The sequence below is a fragment of the Tenacibaculum piscium genome (genome assembly GCF_021390715.1).
In the GTDB taxonomy this organism is placed as follows: domain Bacteria; phylum Bacteroidota; class Bacteroidia; order Flavobacteriales; family Flavobacteriaceae; genus Polaribacter; species Polaribacter piscius.
Map to the genome: position 1 here is coordinate 50,299 of NZ_JAJGWT010000001.1, position 22,163 is coordinate 72,461.

Sequence of the window (22,163 nt, forward strand, 5' to 3'; positions counted from 1 at the left end):
ACTTTTTTTAAGTTTATTTTATTTTTCGCCAACACTAACCTGTCCATTCATTAACATGGGCAATAACCAATCTCGTAATTCTGAAAGCTTTTGATTTTGTTTTGAATTTACAATTATTTTATCGTGAAAAGGGTCTGCTATTTTTTTAAAATTATCTAAAACTTCTTTATCGGGAATACATAATTTTAAACCAAAAAGGTCATCTTTTGTGATTGAACCAAATGTTGTTCCTGAAGCATTTCTTCTATCAAATATTTGTTTAAAATATTCCATTTGACTCCACAAGAAAGAAATTGAACCTTCTTTTTCCCTTAAAGATGCTAATCCACGACCAATACAACATTTTTCAATTGCTTGATTAAGTGTTCCAACAGGTGCTCTAACTGATAATAAAATATCGTTTTTTTCTGCCATACGTGATGGTTCAGTTGTATATTTTCTAACCGATGGAAACCTTAAACCAAAATCAGTAGAACCTTGATAAAAAACTGTTCCAATTCCATCTTCATTATAAGAACTTCCAGAAGGAGATTGTCCCATTGTAATATTTGCAATATCAGATAAAACACCACTTTCCCACCCAACAGGAATTTCACGTTTTAATTCTTCATTAAAAATCATTTTTCCTTCGGATGATTTATAGGGTTTTCCGTTTTTATCAGGAAAATCAAACTGAACAAACCAATAATCATAAAGCGTTTTTGCCATTGCTTCTAATTCTGCGTTTATTTTATTGTTGATTTCTATTTTGGAATTTATATTATCTAAAACTTCAACTATTTTCAATTGATTTGAATAGCTAGGAAGAGGTATTTTCATATCCAAAAACATAAAATGATTTAAATCTGGAATTGTCGTAATTCCTGAACGATTTTTCATTTCTTTTTGCTTTTCTTTGGATTTTAAACAATAGTATAAATATTTACCAACTACCTTTTTCTTATCATAATTAACTTTAAAAAAATTATTATGGAAACAACCTTTGATGCCTGTTAATATTTTACCTGTACTTCCTGTTCTAACTACAATAATATCATCTTCTTTACAAATACTTGATTTAGGTGGATTTTCAACATAATGTTTTTCATTATGACTTTCCTTTAAAAACTGAACTGTAATATAGAAATATCTATTTTCTCCATTAGATTTAAACCTCTTAGATATTGGAATTTGAAGCCCTTGATTTACTGTACATAAATCTTTTAGCTGTATATATGGAATTTTACTCATATTTCAAGCCTTTTAAATTATCTTGAATTTCCTTTTCTAAACTTTTAGACTCAGAAAACAAACTATCTAAAGTATTTTCAAAACTCTTCATTTTAGCAGTAAATTCATCCGAAGAAATATCAGTATATTCAATTTTAACTTCAAAATATTGTCCTGCGCTTAAAGAATAATTTTTAGCTTTTATTTCATCATAAGAAACCACTACAGAAAAATCTTCTTTCACTTCTTTGTTGTTAAAAACATCAATAATTTGTTGTTCTTCAATTGGTGATAAAACTGTTTTTTGTGTTTTTCCTTCTTTAACTTTTGTTCCTAAATTAGACGCATCAATTAAAACTACGTCTTTAGTATTGGTTTTATCTAAAAATAAAATACTAACGTTAGTTCCTGTAGTTGCAAAAATATTCGAGGGCATAGAAACCACACCAGCTAACATTTTACTTTCCACCATTTTTTGACGTATTTTTTTATCAATACCAGATTGAGCGGTAATAAAACCCGTAGGCACAACAATTGCAGCTTTTCCTTTTTCGGTTAAACTGTGCATAATATGTTGAATAAACAACAAATAAATAGCCATAGAGTCTTTTTTACTTTTCGGAACATTTGGGATTCCTGCAAAAAAGCGTTCTTTGTTAATTTTAGTATCTAAATTTGCCGAATAATCAGAAAAATCTAACTTAAATGGCGGATTAGATACGATATAATCAAACTGTTCTAATTGTCCGTCATCTTGTTTATGATACGGATTTAAAATAGTATTTCCTTGTATAATATTTTTGATAGAATGTACTAAGTCGTTCAAAATTAAATTCAAACGCAACAACGCAGACGATTTTTGAGAAATATCTTGCGAATAAATAGTACATTTTTCTTCGCCAATAGCATGTGCAATATTCATTAACAACGTACCAGAACCCGCACTTGGGTCATAACAGGTTACATTATTTACATTTTTATCGGTTACTAAACAGGCTGCCATAATTTTTGCCACGGCATGCGGTGTAAAATACTCGGCATATTTACCACCTGCATTGGTATTGTAATCTTTAATTAGGTATTCAAAAATAGTGGCGAAAAAATCGAACTTTTGCGTAAAGATATGCTCAAAACTAAACGTTGTCATTTTGCTAACTAAGGCTTTGCAAAAATCATCTCTATTATCGGTTACATATTTACTAATATTATCGAATAATACTATTTTTTCGCCTCCTTTTGTTTTTACAGAAAAAATATCGTTGTTTGCTTTGGCTACTTCTAATAAAGTTTCATCAAAAATCGTGGCAAATTTGGGTTTATTTTGCTGTTTTGCTAAATTTGGCAATAAGTTTTTAGGAGCAAAACGAGCTGTTTTTGCGCTAATTTGCATCATTAGCATTTCTAAATCATCAGCAGGATAATTTTCTAAGGCTTCATCAAAATTTTCTTCGGATGCTAATTTTGGGTCTAATTGTTTTAATTCGTAAACGTATTTATCGTTTAAAAATTTATATAAAAAAACTTGTGTTATAATTTTAAATTCATTTCCATCATTCCCTAAACCGTAATTAGCACAGACGCTTTTTAAATCGTCTATTAATGCTTTAGTTTTGGTTTCAAATTGTTTTGTTTCTTCCATTTTTTATATTAGGCTACGCTATTGTATTCGTTAATATATTCTTTTACTAAAATGTTGTTAATGCGTTTTACATCGGTTGCATTTATATGGATGTTTTGTTTGTTTTTAAATTCATTGATAACCAAACGCATCATCATTTTTTCTACATAACTTTCATTTTCTAAAAGCTTTGAATTTTGTAATATTTCATTATCTACTTGAGTTTTCAATCCTTTTAAAGCATCAAAAAGTTTGCGTTCGTTATCTGTTAGCGGGTCTTTTTCCATTAAGCGTTTATGAATACGAGCGTATTTTTCATCATAATCATACTTAGCTTTTAATAACTGATTTTCTCTTTCCAATTTTTTAGCCACATTATAAATTTCATTTAAGGCTTTTATATTGGCTTCCATTTCTTGCTTAGAAACTTCACTTAAATTTTTCTTTTTAAATAAACGTTCTAATTCTTGGCGTAAAGAAACAAATTTCGGGTCTTTATGATCAAAATTATCACCTAATTTCCCACGAGTTTTTCCTAAAACATCTTTTAATTCATCAGCCAATATCATTTCTTCTTGTTTTACTTTTGTAAAAGCAAAAATGACATCTTCTAAAGCGGTATTTAAAATATTATTAGTTTCAACATTATTTTCTAAGGCTATTTTGGTATTGATAAGTGCTAAACGGTCGTTTGTTAATCTTGATAAAATAGCTAATTTTTTAAAGTCTAACTTCTCTAATAATTCAAAGTTACCCGATAATCTAATTAAGTTATAAAGTTCTTTAGAGTTGTTTAAAACCTTTGCAATTTCTCTAATTTCTGTACGTTCGTTTATTTCTGATATTTGCTCACTGAATATTTCGGCATTATTGGTATCAAATTTAAAAATAACATCTTTTATTTCTTCAATTTCTTTTTCAATTTCTTCGGATGATTTAAACAGGTTCGAATAATGTTCCATTTCATCGCCTAACTCGCTTTGCAATTCGTTAAAATACGCTTGATTTGTTTTATCAAATTCTTTTTGAATATCAGCAAAATCAACTACAAAACCATGTTTATGATTTTTATACGTTCTATTTACTCTGGTTAATGTTTGTAATAAATTATGTGATTTTATTTTACGTCCAATGTATAATTTCTTTAATCTTTTAGCATCGAAACCAGTTAGTAACATATTATATACAAAAAGTACATCTATTTTACCTGCTTTAAAATCAGAAACCCAATTTTTGCGTTCTTGCTTTGTACCTACATCATGTAAAATTACAGCTGCTTTATTTACTTTGCTATCTGTATTTTTTTTTCGGCTATATTTATCTGAAGATACTTGTATTTGTTGATGATCTGTTTCTGGTTTAATTACATACTTTTCATCAAAAATTTCTTGCATCATTTTAGCTTGTTCAGATGAATCACAAACCACCATTGCACCAATAGTATTATCATTCATAGAAATTCTTGCTGTTTCTAAATCTTGAACAATATAATGTAGCATCGGCTCTACAAATTTATAATGTGAATAGATTTTTTTCTTATCAGCATTACCTTCTAAAACTTTAATTTTCTCTAATGTTTCTTGAAGTGTTAATTTGTATTTTGTTTCTATTTCTTCCCGAATTAAACGCAAAGTATATCCGTCTTTTATAGATAAATTATAATAATATTTATGAATATAATCACCAAACAAGGTTTTAGAATTAAATTCTTTTCCTAAAAGTGGCGTTCCTGTTAATCCTATTTTGATAGCATTTTTATCTGCTAATTCTAAATTTGCTAAAAAACTTCCTTTCGGATTATAACTTCTATGAACCTCATCTAAAAAGAAAACACGTTGTACATTTAAATTATAATCGTTATTTTTTATAACATCAGGATCATCTTTAAATTTCTGAATATTAACTACTGTAATTTCTGCTTTTCCTGAATTATTATGAATTACTTTAGTTGATTTAATATCTTTTGTAAATTCTTCCCTACTATTTACTTTATGTACTACTAAACCACGAGAACTAAATTCTTTTGCAGCTTGATTTAATAAATCTATTCTATCTACAATAAAATAAAATTTAGGAATGATGTTTTTTTTCTGATAATAATCTGTTAAATGCTTTACGTTAAAATATGCCAATGCTGTTTTACCAGAACCTTGTGTATGCCAAATAATTCCTTTTTTAACACCGTTTTCTAATTTGTTTTCAATAGCTTTTGTTGCAAAAATTTGAGGATAACGCATTACGTGTTTCTGTAAACCATTTTCTTCTTCTACATAAGCAAAAGCATATTGTAATATAAATTGTAAACGTTCTTTTTGAAATAAAGAAGTAGCTATTGAATTTGTTGGTGAATTAGGATTTTTATTTGAAATAAATTCTTTAGCATTTTTAATACTGATAAGATTTGTATCTTTTAATACATAGTTTTCTTGTTCATCAGAAACAGGAACTAATATTTTATTTAAATCAAATCTTTCTTCTTCTCTAAAATAATTGAATATTGGTTTTTTGTAATTTGTAGTACTATAAAAAGCACCTTCTAACATTTGCGTATCATTATCGTTATACTTCATGTTATTAGAAAAAACCATTAACTGTGTTAAGTTGATGAATTTTCTAAACTTCTTATTTTTAAAACGAGTTTGCATTCGTTTATGTTCTGCTAAAATTCCATCTTTATTATTAGGCTTTTTAACTTCAATAAAAACTAAAGGCATTCCATTTATTAATAAGATAATATCGGGTCTAAAATTATCTTCATCTTTTTCGTAAGGTAATTCTGTAACTACATGAAAAGAATTGTTTTCAAAATTTTCAAAATCAATTAATTTAATTCCAGATTTATTTGTTAACTTCTTATAAAAAGCCCTTCCTAAATCTTCATTTTCTAAAGTAAGTGAAACTTCATTATAAATTTTTTCAGCTTCTTTTTGAGAAAGGTTTGTATTATTTTTTTTTAGTTGAGCATAAAAAATATCGGTAAAAATATTGGTATCAATATCCCAATTATTATCTTTTAAAGATAAATATGTATATCCTAACTGTATTAAATGTAAAATTGAGGGAATCTTGACCCTAGAGTCTTCATTAAATTTCATAGCAAATGAATTAAGTTACCAAATTTAATAAAAGCAATTGATATACAATTATAATCTAGCTATTTATATAAATTTAGATAAATTCTGTTTTTTCGGGAAATTCACGAAAAACTCACCACATAATACAGGCTATTATTTGAGCTAAACAATCAAATAACTTTACACATTCTGCTATATTTTCGATAAATTCTACTTTTTCGGTAAATTCACGAAAAACTCACTACATAATACAGACTATTATTCTAGCTAAACAATCAAATAACTTTACACATTCTGCTATATTTTCGATAAATTCTGTTTTTTCGGGAAATTACTATTTAATAACAACACTAAAACAGATGAACTAAAATTCCATGTTGTACTGTTGAATAAGTCAATAAAACCAATACTATAAAGGGGCGCAAGCTAAAAACAGTAGTTCAACAATCCGTCAACAATAAAGTAATTAAACCTGTTGACAATTTATTGAACTACTGTTATCTACTAAAACTCTTTCTGTATATGCTATTATTGGTCTTTGTCAACAATCAACGGTGTTGCAATAAAATAACTTATATACTCTTCTATATTTTCAATAAATTCTGATTTCTTTATAAAATTAGAATATTTCACAATGTTTTATTAAACGCAATAAAGCGCAAACATAAACGCAAAATCAAGAATTTAATGTTATACTAAATAATAATTCTGATTTCTTGGTGAAATTAGGACTTTTGTAATGTTTTATCAAACGCAATAAAGCGCAAACACAAACGCAAAATCAAGAATTTAGTGTTATACTAAAAACTCAACGATGTTTCTATAAAATCACTTTTATGAAACTAATAATACCTTTATTCTTATTTTAGATAAAAAGCTTCTAAAAACTCACTTGGTTGAATTTCAATCTTTTCTGAAGGAAATAATGTATTAGATGCTAATTTCGATTTATTTTCTAACAACGTATTTAAAACAATATCAAACGTTTTCATTTCTTCATTCGGAGCTATAGCTATAGGGTAATAAACATGAACAGGTTTTGTTTGACCTATGCGATACGCTCTATCTGTTGCTTGATTCTCTTTTGCAGGATTCCAATGACGTGTATAATGAATCACATGATTTGCACCTGTAATATTTAAACCAAACCCCGCTGCAATAGGAGACATAACAATAATATTAAAACCTATCTTTTTTTGAAATTTATCTACTTCTTGTTGCCTAGATAACTTAATATTTTTAATACTTGAAATACTAGAGGTACTAGAAGAAGGTGTATCACCATTAATTATAGCTATATTCAAGTTGTAAATTTCTAAAAAGACCCTTCTAAAAACACGTTGCATTTTTTTATTTTGAGTAAATACAATAACCTTTTCATTACTAACTTTTATAGCATTAATAATAGTAATTGTTTTAATTAATTTAGCGGAAGAATTAATGACTTCATCTATATCTAACAACGAAAGATCTTCTGATTTTAAGAACGGATGGTCTGAAATAGATTTTAAGTTATGAATTCCCTCAAGAGTAGCTCCTTGTTTTCCTGATTCTTTCATACTCTCTATATCTGATAATGCATCAACATACGCTTTGTATTGTTGTACAGGCATCTCTTGTAAATATATTCTTTCTTCTTTGGGTGTTATACCAGGTAAATCTTTAGCTACATCAATTTTCATGCGTCTCATAAAAGCCTGACCAATTTTTGATCTTAAATTTCTTGAAAGTTCTTCAGGATTAGTTTCTTTATCATTTAAAGGCTTTATATATTCTTTCGTAAATGTTTTCGTATCTAATAATATTCCAGGATTACAAAAATCCATAATACACCATAAATCAACTAATGAATTTTCAACAGGTGTTCCTGTCATTGCAATTTTAAAATGTGATTTTAATGCCTTAGCAGCATTCGTTACCAAAGTACCAGGAGTTTTTATACGTTGTACCTCATCTAACGCTACAATACCCCAATTTACCATTGCAAAAGGAATTTGATGCTTCCTAAGTGTTTCATAAGTTGTTAAATATAAACCTGATTTACTTAACGATTTTATCGTTAATTCTTTATCATTAAGATGTATATAATTTCTTACTTTATTACCCCATAATAGTTTAATATCTAAATTAGAGTTTTTGAAAAACTTCTTATGTTCTTGCTCCCAATTTTCTAATAATGATACAGGAGCAACAACTAAACTAGGTTTTGTATTTCCTTTTTGATAATACCATTCCATAAAATATAGTACTTGAATTGTTTTTCCTAAACCCATATCATCTGCTAAAAGTACACCTGGTAAATTATAAGGTGCTTCAGATAATGTTTGTAACCAAGCAACACCTTCACGTTGGTGTTTTTTTAATTGAATACCGTCTGATAAATTAGAAATTTCACGTAAACTATAATTTGCATTAGTAATTACTTCTATATTTTCGATATACTCTGTAATTTCGGTATTTTCTTTTATGATTAAAACTTTTCTAACCCCATTATTTTGATTTTCTTTTTGAGGAATAATAGAGCTTTGAGGCTGGCTTAATTGCTTTTCTGCATTTTCTATAACAGGTTTTAAATTTTCTATATCTAAACACTCTCCTTTAAAAAAAACATCCTTATTTCCGCTAGATTCTGCATTTTTAACACTTGTTTTTAAATCTCTTAACTGCTCATTATTTTCTATAGAGATAAGTCTAGTTCCATTAACTACATCTTCTATAGCAATACCTGGTAACCATTCTGATTTATAAGGACTAATAAAAGGATAAAATTTAGGTTGATAAATTCCTAATTCGGCAACTCTTTTACCAAAATCATCTAAATTTAAAAGATCTGTATTCCAAAATTTTGAAGGTGTTTCCACCATTTCACTAATTTCTTGATTAGAATATGTCTTTTGTTTTTTTATTTTTTCTAATTCTATTTTAACACCTTCTTTTTCAGATGAATTATCAATTAAAACCCTAATTTTATTTCCATTTTCAGAATAACTATATTCATCTTTTACTCTATTTAATAAATTAAATTTTTTATCAAAAAGAGTTTGATTAACTTCTTCAAATTTAGGAGTAATTCTATATTTATTTTCAGCTATTTTATGTACATTTAATTCTAAAGATTCAGGATTTAAAATAACCGTTTCTGAAAGTATTCTAGATAAAAAAACATTATTGCATTTTGATGCTAATAATTGCACATTCGAAATAAGTTTTAAGCGTTCTTTTTCTGATAAATCTGTTACAGTATTAAATTTATCTATTGCTTTTACAATATTTAAGTTTGTATTACCTAAAAGATAAGCACTATTTTCGTTTTCTAATAAAACACCATTTCTATCTGAAGTTTTAAAAATAATATTTCCAGTACCATTTTTATTGGTTTTATCTTGATAAGAATATTCTAAAACACTTTTTTTATCTTTTAATCCTGTCCCTTTTAAACTTATAAATATTTCAAAAGGATAATATTTTACCAATCCTAAAAATGAAAAATCTTCTTGTTCAATTAAATTTAAATCTTCATTTTTAATTATGATTTTATCATCAATTTCTTGAGCAATTCCATTAATTAATAAATCATTTAAAATATTGTAAACAATAGTATCTACATTATTATCAATCCAATTATAAAATGATATAATTTCACCAGAACCTTTTTCATAGTAAAACTCGATTACATCTTCTGTATATACTTTTAATAATTTCATTAATTGTAAAAATATTTATTCATCCAAACATTTAGCCTACTCTCCCAATCTCCTCTATGTCCTAGAGTTCCTTCAGGAAGTAAATTTAAATAATTAGAACCTTCTAGTTTAACAGCCCTCAAGCCTTTAGGCAACTTTTTTAGATCAGTAATTCGCTCAATATGTTTCAACCTAACTTCAGTATTAAATGTTTCAACTCTATAAATATAAAGAGCACCTGTATCTGAAAACTCAACAAAAACATATTCTTTTGCCCAAATAATTAATGCACAAGTACTTTGATTTGTTTTAGTACGATAATAACGTGAAGTCACATATTTTTTTATTAGTGGTTCATTGATAAGATTCTTATAGTTATTGTCATTTCCTACAAATTTTATATTCTCTATATTATCTATGAATTTTAACCAATATTCTTTTCTTCGAGAGTCTTGAACAAGTTTAGAAAAGAAAATATCTATAAAGTCTTTATTCATTAAAACAATCAACTTTTTTCGGGCAGTTTCTACAAAAATTGCTTCTTCTTGGTTTAAGTGCTTATTTGACCAATGTCTTTTAATAATAGGATCTCCAATAATATCAACAGCAACTTTTTGTATTAAAGTTATTTCAGAAGAAAACTTATTTTCTAAAAGTAATAAACTCAAAAGTAATAATTTATATTTTGACTTTGTTATTTTTCGTATTTCTATCACTATCTCTTGAACAAAACCTATAGAAATATCATTAAATTTAATACACTTTAAATACAATACAAAACCTTCATTATAATAGTATGTGTCAATTAAGTTTGTATTTAAATTTAAAGACTCACAAATGTTTTGTATTTTAATATTGTTAGAAATCAAATAATTAACAAATACATTAAGACCATCTTTTTCCCAAAAATAAAAATATGATTTTATAGCTAATACATCTTTTCTAGATTTATCATAAACATCACATTTGTTTTTCAACAGACTTGTGTATTCTGAAAACCTAGTTTTATTGTTTCTGAATGTATTCCAATTATTAAGTAATATATACCAAAGAGGAATAATGTAAGAATCCCTCCAATATTCATTAATTAAGTGAATAAATTTTGAAAATTGTGAACCAAATAATATAGAATCTTCTTCTTTATAATCTAAAGACCAAACTAATAAACGTACTTCTCTTCTTGAAAAATGCTCTATTAAAACTGCGATAGGTTCTGTTTCTAAAGATTTGAATTTATCATAAACTTCTTTTATCAATCCGTGTTTTGGTAACTCGTTAGTTTTATATTGCTGATTTGCTATATTATTTAACTCGCGAATATTTACATTGAGGGTTTCTTTGGTTTTATGCGTAATCAATTTCTCTGCATTACCTTTAAAAACAGAGTATAGTAATTTCCAATGTATGAGTTCTTTAATCTTTGCCATATAACAGCATTTCTCTTATTTGTTTTTCAGCATCTGTCTTAATTCTAAACTCTACACGTCTGTTTAGTTTCCTGTTTATTTCTGTATCATTTTTGGCGATTGGTTTTACAGATGACAAACCATTTGCTGTAGTTCTTAATTTAGTCCATTGATACACATTCTCATCTAACTGATTTAAAACAAAAGATAAAACAGACCTTGTTCTATCTTGAGATAATTTCATATTGTAAAAATACGCTTGCTCATCTGTCATTCCATTTTGTCCCTCTAATGATGTGTGTCCTTCTACTCGAATTTCTTCTATATGATCTTTATAATTAATACTATTTAAGACTTTTATATATCTTGGGAAAAAACTTTTTAAAATACCTCTAAATTCTTGTTTGACTTCACTTCGTCCTACTTTAAACAAAATATCAGGTTCTGTAAACCTAAATATTAATTGTTCTTTATCTATTTCTGCTCCCCAAATTTTTAAATCATCTTTAAACTCTTTTTGAAGATCTATATAGATCTGACTTTGTAACTCTTTGTAACGTTCTGCTACTTTACTTTTATCATCAAATTCTTCTTGTAATTGTAGCATAGTACCAATTAAACACAATACAAAAACCATTAAAATAGATGCCATTAAATCGCCTGTAGATAAATCGAATTGATTGTTTTTTTCTTCTAAATTATCCATTATTTTTAGTTAACTTTTCTTAGTTTATCTACAGATTCTGTTAAATCCTCTACCATATCATTTAAATTCCCCAAAATGCTATTTAAGCCATCTTGAGAATCTTTTAATGATGTAGAAAAACTTACTAAATATTCATTTAAAGTACCGCTTGTTGTTGTTTGATATTCTAATAATCCTTTTTGTAAATGTTCAAAAATACCTTGTAACCCTTCTTCTATAGTTTCAAAATTTTGGATATAAGTCCCCGATACGTTTTGAGTCTTATCTATTGTTTTATTAATATCTAGTAATAAATTATTTTGACTACTAGAAATACTTAACACCTCTTTTTTATGTGTATCTATACTCGACAATAGATTATTGGCTGTATTATCTATATGTTCTGAATTTAATTGAAACTTATTCGCAATGCTGTTGATATTTGCCACAACATCTTTAGAACCACTTAAAATTTGTTGATATTCTAGATTTAGGTTTTTATTGTGATCTAATGTTTTTTGTACTTCTTTTGTAATGTCAGAAAATAGCATTAAATTATTTTTTTGTTCATCAATAATCTTATCCATTCTATTATTAACTTCAGATAAGGTTTCTTTATAAACGGAGTTTGCTTCTTCAAAAAGTTGCTTATTTTCTACACTACTTGCTTTAGATTCTTGATTTGCTTTAGTAATATTATCTAATACATTATTTTTTAATAAACCAATAGTTTCCGTTATTTCATTAGAAACATTTTGCATTGTTTCAGGTACAGAAAGTAACGAATCTGAAACTTTAGAAAGACGTAATGATATTTGTTCCATTTCGTTTTTAGTATTTCCTGATACTTCTTCTTTAAAATTCTGCATCATATCTCTCATAGAGTTTGAAAGATTTTCAATAGCTGTTTCTATAATAGCTGTTCCTGAATCTTGTTTAATATCTTTTAATTCATTAAGCACTGGTACTAATTGTCCTTCTATTAAGTCGGTTAATTGTTTTCCATTCTCTTCTGTTAATTTTTCTAAAGTAGCCTCTAAAGTATCAGCAATACTTTCTCCTAAATCATCTGCAAACTTTTGTAATGCAACTGTTTGATTTTCGGATTCTTCTAGTAATTTTCTGAATACATTTTTTGGTAATTGCTTTCCTTCATCTGTATCTGCTACTAAATACTCATTAAACAACTCATGAATAACTGCTTTTTGTTTTTCTGCTTGAATAATATCTAATTCTTTAAGTTCAATTTTATTTTCACTATCTAAAATTAAACATAACTCATTTATTTTTTTAGATATTTTAGATTGATTATACTTGTATATAAATGTAAATATTATTGATAATAACATCCCCCAAATTGAGGTTGCAAAAGCTGTACCCATACCTTTTAATAGAGTATCAATACTTGCTTTTATGGTTGCTGTATTTGTTAATTGTATCGATGAAACACCTAATGATAATCCTATAAAAGTACCTAAAACCCCTAAACCAACTAATGAACTTGCTACATTATTTAATAATCGAACATCTAACTTTACATTAAGAGTTGCATACTCCGAAAAAAACTCTTTTGCATGGTGGTTTGTTTTTGTAAAATTTTGATATTCAATAAATGTTTTCTTGTATGCTAACCAAATAGGAGATAATTCTTTATCTTTTTCTATGTTTTGTAACTCAATAGAGTTGATTAATTTTCTTTTTCTATTATATAAGTAAAAAACTGCAGCTAAAAAACTAACAATTAAAATAACGACTACAACTGTACCTATAGGAAAATTATCATCTTTAGTATACGCAAAGACATTTTCTAATATTTTCATATTTTTTTTATATTTTTTGTTTGAAATAATTATTTGTAAAATTTACCCAATCATCCCTTCAATAATTTATCTAAGCACATAGTACATTTATACTTAATATAAATATTTTGTTTTATAATAAAGTTTATAAATCTAAGTAATACTAGGTAGATGTCAAAATATTTATATTAAAATAAGTAAGATAAATAAGTTTATTTTTAATAAACCTCTTTTATCACTTTTACATACTATTTATATAAATTCTACTTTTTCGATAAATTCACGGAAAACACACTACATAATACAGGCTATTATTCTAGCTAAACAATCAAATTACGGTACACACCCTACTCTATTTTCGATAAATTCTGCTTTTTCGGGAAATTCAGGAAAAATAGACTACATAATACAGACTATTATTCTAGCTAAACAATCAAATTACGGTACACACCCTACTCTATTTTCGATAAATTCTGCTTTTTCGGGAAATTACTATTTAATAACAACACTAAAACAGATGAACTAAAATTCATGTTGTACTGTTGAATAAACCCCTAAAATCAATACTATAAAAGGGCGCAAGCTAAAAACAGTAGTTCAACAATCTGTCAACAATAAAATAATTAAACCTGTTGACGGATTGTTGAACTACTGTTATCTGCTAAAACTCTTTCTGTATATGCTAATTATTGATATTTGTCAACAATCAACAGTTTTTCAATGAAATTACTTATATACTCTTCTATATTTTCAATAAATTCTGACTTTTCTATAAAATTACAGTATTTAGCAATGTTTTATCAAACGCAATAAAGCGCAAACACAAACGCAAAATCAAGAATTTAGTGTTATACTAAAAACTCTTTATATATACTGACTCTTACTATTTATCAAAAGACAAAGGCATCTCTATAAAATCACTTTTCTGAAACTCGTAATATCGTCCTTTTTTAGTTTCAAAATTTACCATTGTTTTTTGCAACGTATTTAAAGAAAGAAAATACTTTTGGTAACTTCCATTTAAAGAGGTTAAGTTATAATCATTTTTTAAGCTTTTAGTAATTTTAAAGCGAGTTGTCTTAAAACCTTTACTTAATTTATCAAATAAATCTGTTGCGGTGTATTTTAAAACATCAACTTCAAAAGTAATAAAATCATCCATTAAAATTTCTCTAATTTCTTGACTTAAATATGTTTTATTTCCTTTTACAACTTTATCTAACGCAGGTGTATAAATTTGTTGCTTTGTAAACCACATTCTTGTTTTTCTTTCTGATATAATTTTTCGATTATTTAAAAAATATAAAAAACTCGAAATTTCATTACTAAGTTTTTTTAGCATATCAACATCTTCTTCTTTAAAAGAATTTACTTTAATCACCCAATATCTAATTTCTTTTTCATCTATCTGAATAAAATTTTCTTCATTATTAGAACACAATATAAACTTTCCAAAAAAATTAGATTCAACTTTATCTTTTCCTTTAGATTCTGTTTTATATGAACCCGCTGTAGAAAGGTTTTTAATACGTTCACTATCTTCTCTCCTATCTAAAAGAACCTCATCTACAGAAATAATTAATTTAGATGCCCAATCACTATTAAATCGACTTCGAAAATCTTCATTTTTATTAATTGTCATATTTCCTTGAAACAACAATTTCAACCAATTTAAAAAAGATGTTTTTCCTGTATTCCTAGAATTACTAACCAAACATAAAATTGGTAAAATTTGCGTTGGTTGTTGCCATAATATAGTCAGGTAATCTAACCCTAATTCATACTGTTCTTTAAAAATATGCCTTAAAAATTCTTCGGTTTTATCAAAATTACCTTTTACTAATTTATGTTCTATTTTTTCATACTGATTATAAAACGAATTTATTTCCTGTTTATAATTTTGATGTGCAGGAATAGTAGTAAATCCGTCATACTTTTTTATAGATTTCAAAAAATCTTTTCCTTTATCTGTAATTATTTCTCCTTTAGCCCATTTAATTAAAGTCTTTGCAGTGTCCCCGCTTAAAAGAGGAACACTACAAATTTTAAAATAATCTGTACCTATTCTAACGTATTCCATCATTATTTAAAGTTTAAAATTAAGTAAAACTCTATTTGAAACTATACTTTCTTTCCAATCAAAAATAATATTTGCTCCTGTTAACGATTTATCTTTTTTAAAACTAGAATCTATTTCTTGTTCTAATAATTGCCATTTAAACCTTGGATTATTAACTGCTAAAATTTTAATTTTATCTATTTCTTTAGTATAAAAATCTAAATGCTTCATTAGTAAAAAATCCGATGCTCTATTGAATTTTAACTTATACATTTCAGCTTGTAAATTATCGGCTATAAGAATTAAATTATTCTTATCTACTTCACTTTCTATGTTAAAATCTTCCATCTTATCTACGATATTTTAAAGATTTAACTTCGTTTAGATTATTTTCTAAACTCTCTAAATTAATCACAATTCTACGTCCTATTTTAGAAGCATCAATAAATCCTTTTTTTATATAATTTCTTATTGTTAGCTCTGTAACGTTTAACCTTTTTGCAGCTTCTTTAACCGTTACATTTTCCTTCTGTGGATTTAATTTATTATTAATCAATTCCTGTAAAGGATTAATTCTTTTTGATATTGCTAAATCAATCATTCCAGAAAGTTCTTCTGATGTTGTTACTATTATACTTGCCATAATATGTTTTATTTATATAAATTAATATTTAAAAACACATCATATTCAGTAATTACTAATATCCATGGATTGAATATTTATGTTTTATTACTGCAAAGATTGTATATATAACTATAACAAATAAAGTTTAAATGGTTACTTAATGACACTAAAAAAAACCATAAACAAGTAAAAAACAATGATTTAAATATAAATAAAGAACAAAAAATCATATTATTTTGATGGTGTTTATTTCCTCTGTTTATACATTTTAAGACATGAAATAAAATTTTTTATACCCTTTACATCTTTAATTTTACTTAAAATAACATCAATCATAATATTTTTATCATAATTAGACTTTCTTGATGCGTTGACCCCACTTAAGAAATAATTATATTTACCTTTACCTGTTATTGCCTTATTAATGTCTTTTTCTTCCAAAATTCCAGAAACTAAAGACAAAACTCTAAAATATTCTGGACTTGGCTTCTTATAATTTTCTTTAACAAATCGATGTAATAACACATGTAAAAGAATCATTTTTTCATTTTGAGTTAAAGCGTACATTGATTCTTTTCTTATATCAACTTGTTTCTTAATTTCTTTAATATTAGCAAGAGTGTGTAATTCGTTTTTTTTCTTTACAATAGTTAAAAAATCTCCAATATTCCTTGAAAGAAACTTTTTATTTAATTCTTTATCGTTGTTCCTTATAAATATAAAATAACGACGAATTACTTCCCATTCAGAAAATAAAATGAGATAATCTAAATAATTTATTTTTAAGTTATCTTGTTTTTTCTGTAATATAAAACCTTCTTTTACTTCATCATTAATTAAAGAAATTGTTATATCAGAAATGTAATTGTATCTATAATTATTTAGAAATTTATGACTTTTTTCAAATATCTCTGACCTATTATTTAATGATTTAATAATTAATTCCATCTCTTTCAATAAAGGCTCTTCAATTAATTCTTTTGCTTTTCTAAAGGAATAATTAGTACTATAATAACTTTCAAACTGAATAGTAGATTCTGAAAGTATCTCCTTAAACTTATCATTAAATAATTTAACAAATTCTTCTCCGTAATTCATTTTTATTTTTTTTAAGATTTATTTTTTTCAGGAATAATTAAATCAAAAGTTTCATCAACAGCATCTTTTACATCTTCATTTGTAACTTGATAATATTGATTCAATGTTTTCATATCATTATGACCAGAAATTTCTGCAATTAATTTATCACTTTTACCTTTTCTTTTCATCATCGTAATAAATGTTCTTCTAGCTGTGTGAGAACTTATTCTTTTATAAAAAGGAATTTCTTCTCTTATTACTTCTTTACCTCTAGTAGATGTTTTCTCTACATTATGAGTATAACCAGCATATTCAAAAACATCTTTTATATAGTCGTTATATTTTTGATTTGCGATTAAAGGTAAACTGTAATCATATTTTTCTAAAATGTATAACGCAATACCACTTAATGGAATTTCTCTACTTTTTTTACCTGATCCTTTTTCTTCTTTAAGTAATAATGTTTTTCCATTTATGTTATTTTTAGAAACAAACTTTAGTTCTCCAAACCTCATACCCGTAACACAAGAAAAAATAAAAACATCTTTTACTTTTTCTAATTTCTCAGAACTCATTTCTACTTTTAATAACGTTTCTAAATCCTCTTTTCTAAGTGCTATTTGATTTGTAATTACTTTTGGTTTCTTTTTAAAATTTATAAAATCAGCTTTATAAGTATATCCATTTTTTAATGCCCAGAAAAGAAACGTTTTAACTAAACCTACATTTCTTGAAAATGTATTATTAATGTGTCCTCTACCTACCATACAAACAGGCGTCTCCACAAATAACAAACCCTGTAAATTTTATATTTACAGGGTTTGTTATTTTATACTGACAATTTTACTGATTTACTAACTTTTTATTTTTTAAAACTTTTACTTCCAAGAGAGAGATAATATCTCAGTCCATAAAAACATATTCAAAAACCAAAAGATTCAGAGCAAAAATAAATTTTAACTAAACCTTCCTAATCTAAAAAAGTAATATTTCATTTTTTTGTTTTTAATTGTTTTTGTAAATCTATAAATTCTTTCATATTAAAATTAAATACTTTTACACCTCTAAAAACTTTGAACTTATGTGTATGTTTTTTTTTCACTATTGAGTCTTTTAATTTTATTTTTTGAAAAAAATAATTATAAACATATACTCTTTTTCCATTATTAAGTGTTAATACAGGACTATTATTATTTAATTCATCTACACTTTTTTTAACAACAATTCCATTAAATTCCATATTATTACTATAAACTAAAGCTTTTTGATGGAGTTCATTAATTATTTTATTAGGATAATTTTCTTTATAAAGAAACCCTCCTATAATACAAAAAAAAACTACTCCTAAAAGAATCTCTAAATAAAAATCATATTTTTTTTCTGAAATCATATTTTAAAAATTAAACGCTTTATAGGTATCTACTTCAGGAGGAATAACAACGTTAAATTCATATATATGTTTATTACTAAATACCTTAACTGATAAAGATCCTTTCTTTTTTACAATAGAATCATTTACTTTTATTTTCTCGTAAAACTCTTCTCTCATATTAATTTTTCTTTTATTTTTAAGTATTAATATAGCTGCATTATGATTTATTTTATCTCTACTTTTTTTAATAACAACCCCTTCATAAAAGTTATTTTCATACATACGCAAATAATCTTCATAATTTTCTTTAGTATTATCCTTTAATAAAGAATATGCTACAACAATTACGAAAATTAACATTGCTTTTTTTAAAAGTATATTTAACATTGTCTCTGAAAACTCCATAGTTTATTAATTAATTTTAAATATAATCTCATTATAAGAAATATTTTCTTTATCCTCTAAAAAAGATATTTCTATAATAGATAACCACCAGTAATATTTATAACTACTAGTAGTATTTTTGAAAATAGTATTAATAGGGATTAAATTCATTGTTTTTTAAATTTGAAAAAAATACTCAATTGTATTGGCAAGCTACAAAATGATTTTCAGAAATATTAAAAAATTTTTGATACTATTATCCAGCTCTTTTCATCATTAAAAAGCAGTTAAATTGATTAAATAATATCTTTAATATAGCAACAGTAAATTATTTAAAGCGTAGTAATCCGTAAAATAAACCTAAATTAAACAATTACTAATCAATATTTTAGATATAAAAAGTAGTTCAAAAAAAAGATAGCATTATTTTTATCAAAAAAAATAAAAAAAAGTTTACATTTACCACATCTTATTAGATAGGTTCAATGCAACGTTTTACTTATTTCGAAAATAACTTTTGTTGGGAGATAAAAGGTTATTTTGTGTTTTGGAAACACAACGGAAAAATTAAGGTTTCTTCCTCTTCGTACAATTATTCATTACCACTGAATTTTCATAATCAGTCTGGTGATTGTCTTGCGTTAAGACTCTAACTATTCATTTTCTTTTTGGTCTAACAAATTCGCTATAAGATAGCCGTATTATTTGTTTTTTAAAATTTTATTAATTTGAAAAAGTTACAGCATTTTGTTGTTACTATTTTTTGAACAAATCCTGCTGTGCTTAAAACACAGCCAAACCAAAGATAATGAATACCAGATATAAAGATTTAATCGAACAAACTTTTGATTTTCCGCAAGAAGAATTTCATACTAAAAATGATAACTTATTTTTTCATAATATTGATATGATGGCTTTAGTAAAGCAATATGGTTCGCCATTAAAATTTACTTATTTGCCAAAAATATCAGAAAATATACATAAAGCAAAAAATTGGTTTCATAAAGCAATGGAAAAACACCAATATAAAGGAACTTATAATTACAGTTATTGTACTAAAAGTTCGCACTTTAAATATGTATTGGAAGAAGCTCTTAAAAATGATATCCATATAGAAACCTCATCGGCTTTTGATATCGATATTGTTAAAAACTTAAAGAAAGAAGGCAAGTTAAGCAACGATGCTTTTGTGTTATGTAACGGTTTTAAAAGAGATCAATATGTTACAAATATTGCGAATTTAATTGATTCAGGACACAAAAACTGTGTGCCTATTATTGATAATTATGAAGAACTAAGTTTACTTTTAAAAGAAACTAAAAGCAACTTTAAAGTAGGAATTCGTATTGCTTCGGAAGAAGAACCAAAATTCGAATTTTACACCAGTCGTTTAGGAATTGGTTATAAAAATATTGTATCGTTTTATCAACGTGAAATTGCCAAAAATCCACAGGTAGAATTAAAAATGCTACATTTTTTCATCAATACAGGTATAAAAGATAACGCCTATTATTGGAATGAATTATTAAAATGTTTAAACGTTTATACTGCTTTAAAAAAAGTATGTCCAACTTTAGATAGTTTAAATATCGGTGGTGGTTTTCCTATTAAAAATTCATTAGCATTTGAGTATGATTATGAATATATGGTTGATGAAATCATAAATCAGATAAATCTTACCTGTAAAGAAGCTGGAGTAGATGTTCCTAATATTTTTACCGAATTCGGAAGCTTTACCGTAGGAGAAGCTGGAGGTGCTGTCTATGAAATATTGTATCAGAAAAAACAAAACGACCGTGAAAAATGGAACATGATTAATTCCTCTTTTATTACCACTTTACCTGATGCTTGGGCGATTAACAAACGTTTTATTATGCTTCCTTTAAACAAATGGAATCATAGATATGAGCGTGTTTTATTAGGTGGTTTAACTTGTGATAGTGATGATTATTACAATTCTGAACAACATGTAAACGGTATTTATCTGCCTGCTTACGAAAAAGAAAATCCATTATATATCGGATTTTTTAACACAGGTGCTTATCAAGAAACTATTGGTGGTTTTGGCGGATTACAACATTGCTTAATTCCACATCCAAAACACGTGTTAATTTCAAAAGATATCAACGGAAATATAACAACTAAATTATTTAAAGAACAACAAAAAAGTGAAGCATTACTTGCTATTTTAGGATATGAAAAATAAAACAACATACGCAGGGATTCCTGAAAACTACGCAAAATTAGAAACAGCAAACATCGTTTTAATTCCTGTGCCTTACGACGGTACAAGTACTTGGCAAAAAGGTGCCGATAAAGGACCAGAAGCATTTTTAAAAGCTTCTGAAAATATGGAATTATACGACATCGAAACTGATAGCGAAGTTTATAAAGAAGGAATTTATTTAGCCGATGCTGTACTTGAAAACGCATCACCAGAAAAAATGGTAGAAGCGGTTCATCAAACAACTAAAAAGTACATCAATAAAAATAAATTTGTAACTCTTTTTGGCGGAGAACACTCAATTTCTATTGGAACAATTAGGGCTTTTAATGAATGTTACAACAACTTAACGGTATTACATATTGATGCACATGCTGATTTACGTAAAGAATATGAAGGCTCATCATGCAATCATGCTTGTGCTGTTTACGAGGCTAGTCAAAATACCAATTTAGTACAAGTAGGTATCAGAAGTATGGACGCTTCAGAAAAAACAGCTATGAACATGGATAAAACTTTTTTTGCTCATGATATGGCTGTCAATGAATATTGGATGGAAGATGTTATCGATCAATTAACAAACAACGTGTTTATTACTTTTGATTTAGATGCCATAGACCCATCAATAATGCCAAGTACAGGAACACCTGAACCTGGAGGATTGTTTTATTATGAAACACTAGAATTCTTGAAAAAAGTATTTACAGAGAAAAATGTTGTTGGTTTTGATATTGTAGAATTATGCCCTAATACAATTGATAAATCATCAGATTTTTTAGCTGCTAAATTGTACTATAAAATGTTGAGTTATAAATTTTCTTCAAATGATATTGATGAAGACAACGAAAAAGACACCAATACACAACGTACTTTTAAGATTGCTAAATTTAAAAATCATGATGATAACGAAACTATCTAGCACATTAATAAGTTTTTAAACGTTAC

The 22,163-nt window shown here is 26.2% G+C and carries 16 protein-coding genes; 2 read left to right on the plus strand and 14 right to left on the minus strand.

Going from position 1 to position 22,163, the window contains the following annotated elements:
• Positions 1-18 precede the first annotated feature (18 nt).
• From L0U77_RS00240 to L0U77_RS00305, 14 genes are all read right to left on the minus strand, one after another.
• Positions 19-1,230 (minus strand): restriction endonuclease subunit S, encoded by a 1,212-nt coding sequence (locus L0U77_RS00240; RefSeq protein WP_233900562.1) that lies wholly within the window; start codon positions 1,228-1,230, stop codon positions 19-21.
• Positions 1,223-2,848, minus strand: a complete 1,626-nt coding sequence (locus L0U77_RS00245; RefSeq protein ID WP_233900564.1) for an HsdM family class I SAM-dependent methyltransferase — start codon at positions 2,846-2,848, stop codon at positions 1,223-1,225. Before L0U77_RS00245 ends, L0U77_RS00240 begins: the two co-directional genes overlap by 8 nt.
• Positions 2,849-2,856: 8 nt before the next feature.
• Positions 2,857-5,922 carry a type I restriction endonuclease subunit R gene (locus L0U77_RS00250; RefSeq protein WP_233897071.1) on the minus strand — a complete coding sequence of 1,022 codons (3,066 nt, stop codon included), beginning with the start codon at positions 5,920-5,922 and terminating at the stop codon, positions 2,857-2,859.
• An 839-nt stretch (positions 5,923-6,761) separates the two neighbouring features.
• Positions 6,762-9,605 carry a DEAD/DEAH box helicase gene (locus L0U77_RS00255; RefSeq protein WP_233897069.1) on the minus strand — a complete coding sequence of 948 codons (2,844 nt, stop codon included), beginning with the start codon at positions 9,603-9,605 and terminating at the stop codon, positions 6,762-6,764.
• Entirely contained in the window at positions 9,605-11,011 is a 1,407-nt protein-coding gene (locus tag L0U77_RS00260) for an EH signature domain-containing protein (RefSeq protein ID WP_215046127.1), read from the minus strand. Before L0U77_RS00260 ends, L0U77_RS00255 begins: the two co-directional genes overlap by 1 nt.
• Positions 10,998-11,696 (minus strand): OmpA family protein, encoded by a 699-nt coding sequence (locus L0U77_RS00265; protein ID WP_215046126.1) that lies wholly within the window; start codon positions 11,694-11,696, stop codon positions 10,998-11,000. The genes L0U77_RS00260 and L0U77_RS00265 overlap by 14 nt, the downstream gene beginning before the upstream one ends.
• 5 nt (positions 11,697-11,701) lie before the next feature.
• Positions 11,702-13,495: a MotA/TolQ/ExbB proton channel family protein gene (locus L0U77_RS00270; protein ID WP_232152028.1), complete on the minus strand. Its 1,794-nt coding sequence runs from the start codon at positions 13,493-13,495 to the stop codon at positions 11,702-11,704.
• 862 nt (positions 13,496-14,357) lie between these two features.
• The gene (locus tag L0U77_RS00275) at positions 14,358-15,557 is read right to left on the minus strand and encodes a primase-helicase family protein (protein WP_232152029.1); all 1,200 of its coding nucleotides are present in this window, start codon (positions 15,555-15,557) and stop codon (positions 14,358-14,360) included.
• Positions 15,558-15,560: 3 nt separating this feature from the next.
• Positions 15,561-15,881, minus strand: a complete 321-nt coding sequence (locus L0U77_RS00280) for a hypothetical protein (RefSeq protein WP_101907972.1) — start codon at positions 15,879-15,881, stop codon at positions 15,561-15,563.
• Position 15,882: 1 nt separating this feature from the next.
• The gene (locus L0U77_RS00285) at positions 15,883-16,176 is read right to left on the minus strand and encodes a helix-turn-helix domain-containing protein (protein ID WP_101907971.1); all 294 of its coding nucleotides are present in this window, start codon (positions 16,174-16,176) and stop codon (positions 15,883-15,885) included.
• Positions 16,177-16,404: 228 nt separating this feature from the next.
• On the minus strand, positions 16,405-17,256 hold the full coding sequence (locus L0U77_RS00290) for a hypothetical protein (protein WP_232152030.1): 852 nt from the start codon (positions 17,254-17,256) through the stop codon (positions 16,405-16,407).
• 11 nt (positions 17,257-17,267) lie between these two features.
• The gene (locus L0U77_RS00295; RefSeq protein ID WP_233900676.1) at positions 17,268-18,023 is read right to left on the minus strand and encodes a tyrosine-type recombinase/integrase; all 756 of its coding nucleotides are present in this window, start codon (positions 18,021-18,023) and stop codon (positions 17,268-17,270) included.
• Between the two features lie 206 nt (positions 18,024-18,229).
• Entirely contained in the window at positions 18,230-18,628 is a 399-nt protein-coding gene (locus L0U77_RS00300) for a hypothetical protein (protein WP_233861151.1), read from the minus strand.
• 3 nt (positions 18,629-18,631) lie between these two features.
• On the minus strand, positions 18,632-19,015 hold the full coding sequence (locus tag L0U77_RS00305) for a hypothetical protein (protein WP_233861152.1): 384 nt from the start codon (positions 19,013-19,015) through the stop codon (positions 18,632-18,634).
• Between the two features lie 787 nt (positions 19,016-19,802).
• Between L0U77_RS00305 and L0U77_RS00310 the strand changes: the two genes are divergently transcribed.
• Positions 19,803-21,200, plus strand: coding sequence for a type III PLP-dependent enzyme domain-containing protein (locus tag L0U77_RS00310; protein ID WP_233900565.1), 1,398 nt, complete (start codon positions 19,803-19,805; stop codon positions 21,198-21,200).
• Complete coding sequence (speB, locus tag L0U77_RS00315; protein WP_233884031.1) at positions 21,190-22,137, plus strand: agmatinase; 948 nt, start codon at positions 21,190-21,192, stop codon at positions 22,135-22,137. Before L0U77_RS00310 ends, speB begins: the two co-directional genes overlap by 11 nt.
• Positions 22,138-22,163 lie beyond the last annotated feature (26 nt).

Excerpts from the sequence above, each read along its gene's own strand:
- L0U77_RS00240 (WP_233900562.1), bottom strand. The coding sequence starts at position 1,230 with ATGAGTAAAATTCCATATATACAGCTAAAAGATTTATGTACAGTAAAT.
- L0U77_RS00290 (WP_232152030.1), bottom strand. The coding sequence starts at position 17,256 with ATGAATTACGGAGAAGAATTTGTTAAATTATTTAATGATAAGTTTAAG.
- L0U77_RS00305 (WP_233861152.1), bottom strand. The coding sequence starts at position 19,015 with ATGGAGTTTTCAGAGACAATGTTAAATATACTTTTAAAAAAAGCAATG.
- L0U77_RS00275 (WP_232152029.1), bottom strand. The coding sequence starts at position 15,557 with ATGATGGAATACGTTAGAATAGGTACAGATTATTTTAAAATTTGTAGT.
- L0U77_RS00310 (WP_233900565.1), top strand. The coding sequence starts at position 19,803 with ATGAATACCAGATATAAAGATTTAATCGAACAAACTTTTGATTTTCCG.
- L0U77_RS00250 (WP_233897071.1), bottom strand. The coding sequence starts at position 5,922 with ATGAAATTTAATGAAGACTCTAGGGTCAAGATTCCCTCAATTTTACAT.
- L0U77_RS00270 (WP_232152028.1), bottom strand. The coding sequence starts at position 13,495 with ATGAAAATATTAGAAAATGTCTTTGCGTATACTAAAGATGATAATTTT.
- L0U77_RS00255 (WP_233897069.1), bottom strand. The coding sequence starts at position 9,605 with ATGAAATTATTAAAAGTATATACAGAAGATGTAATCGAGTTTTACTAT.
- speB (WP_233884031.1), top strand. The coding sequence starts at position 21,190 with ATGAAAAATAAAACAACATACGCAGGGATTCCTGAAAACTACGCAAAA.
- L0U77_RS00265 (WP_215046126.1), bottom strand. The coding sequence starts at position 11,696 with ATGGATAATTTAGAAGAAAAAAACAATCAATTCGATTTATCTACAGGC.
- L0U77_RS00260 (WP_215046127.1), bottom strand. The coding sequence starts at position 11,011 with ATGGCAAAGATTAAAGAACTCATACATTGGAAATTACTATACTCTGTT.
- L0U77_RS00280 (WP_101907972.1), bottom strand. The coding sequence starts at position 15,881 with ATGGAAGATTTTAACATAGAAAGTGAAGTAGATAAGAATAATTTAATT.
- L0U77_RS00300 (WP_233861151.1), bottom strand. The coding sequence starts at position 18,628 with ATGATTTCAGAAAAAAAATATGATTTTTATTTAGAGATTCTTTTAGGA.
- L0U77_RS00245 (WP_233900564.1), bottom strand. The coding sequence starts at position 2,848 with ATGGAAGAAACAAAACAATTTGAAACCAAAACTAAAGCATTAATAGAC.
- L0U77_RS00285 (WP_101907971.1), bottom strand. The coding sequence starts at position 16,176 with ATGGCAAGTATAATAGTAACAACATCAGAAGAACTTTCTGGAATGATT.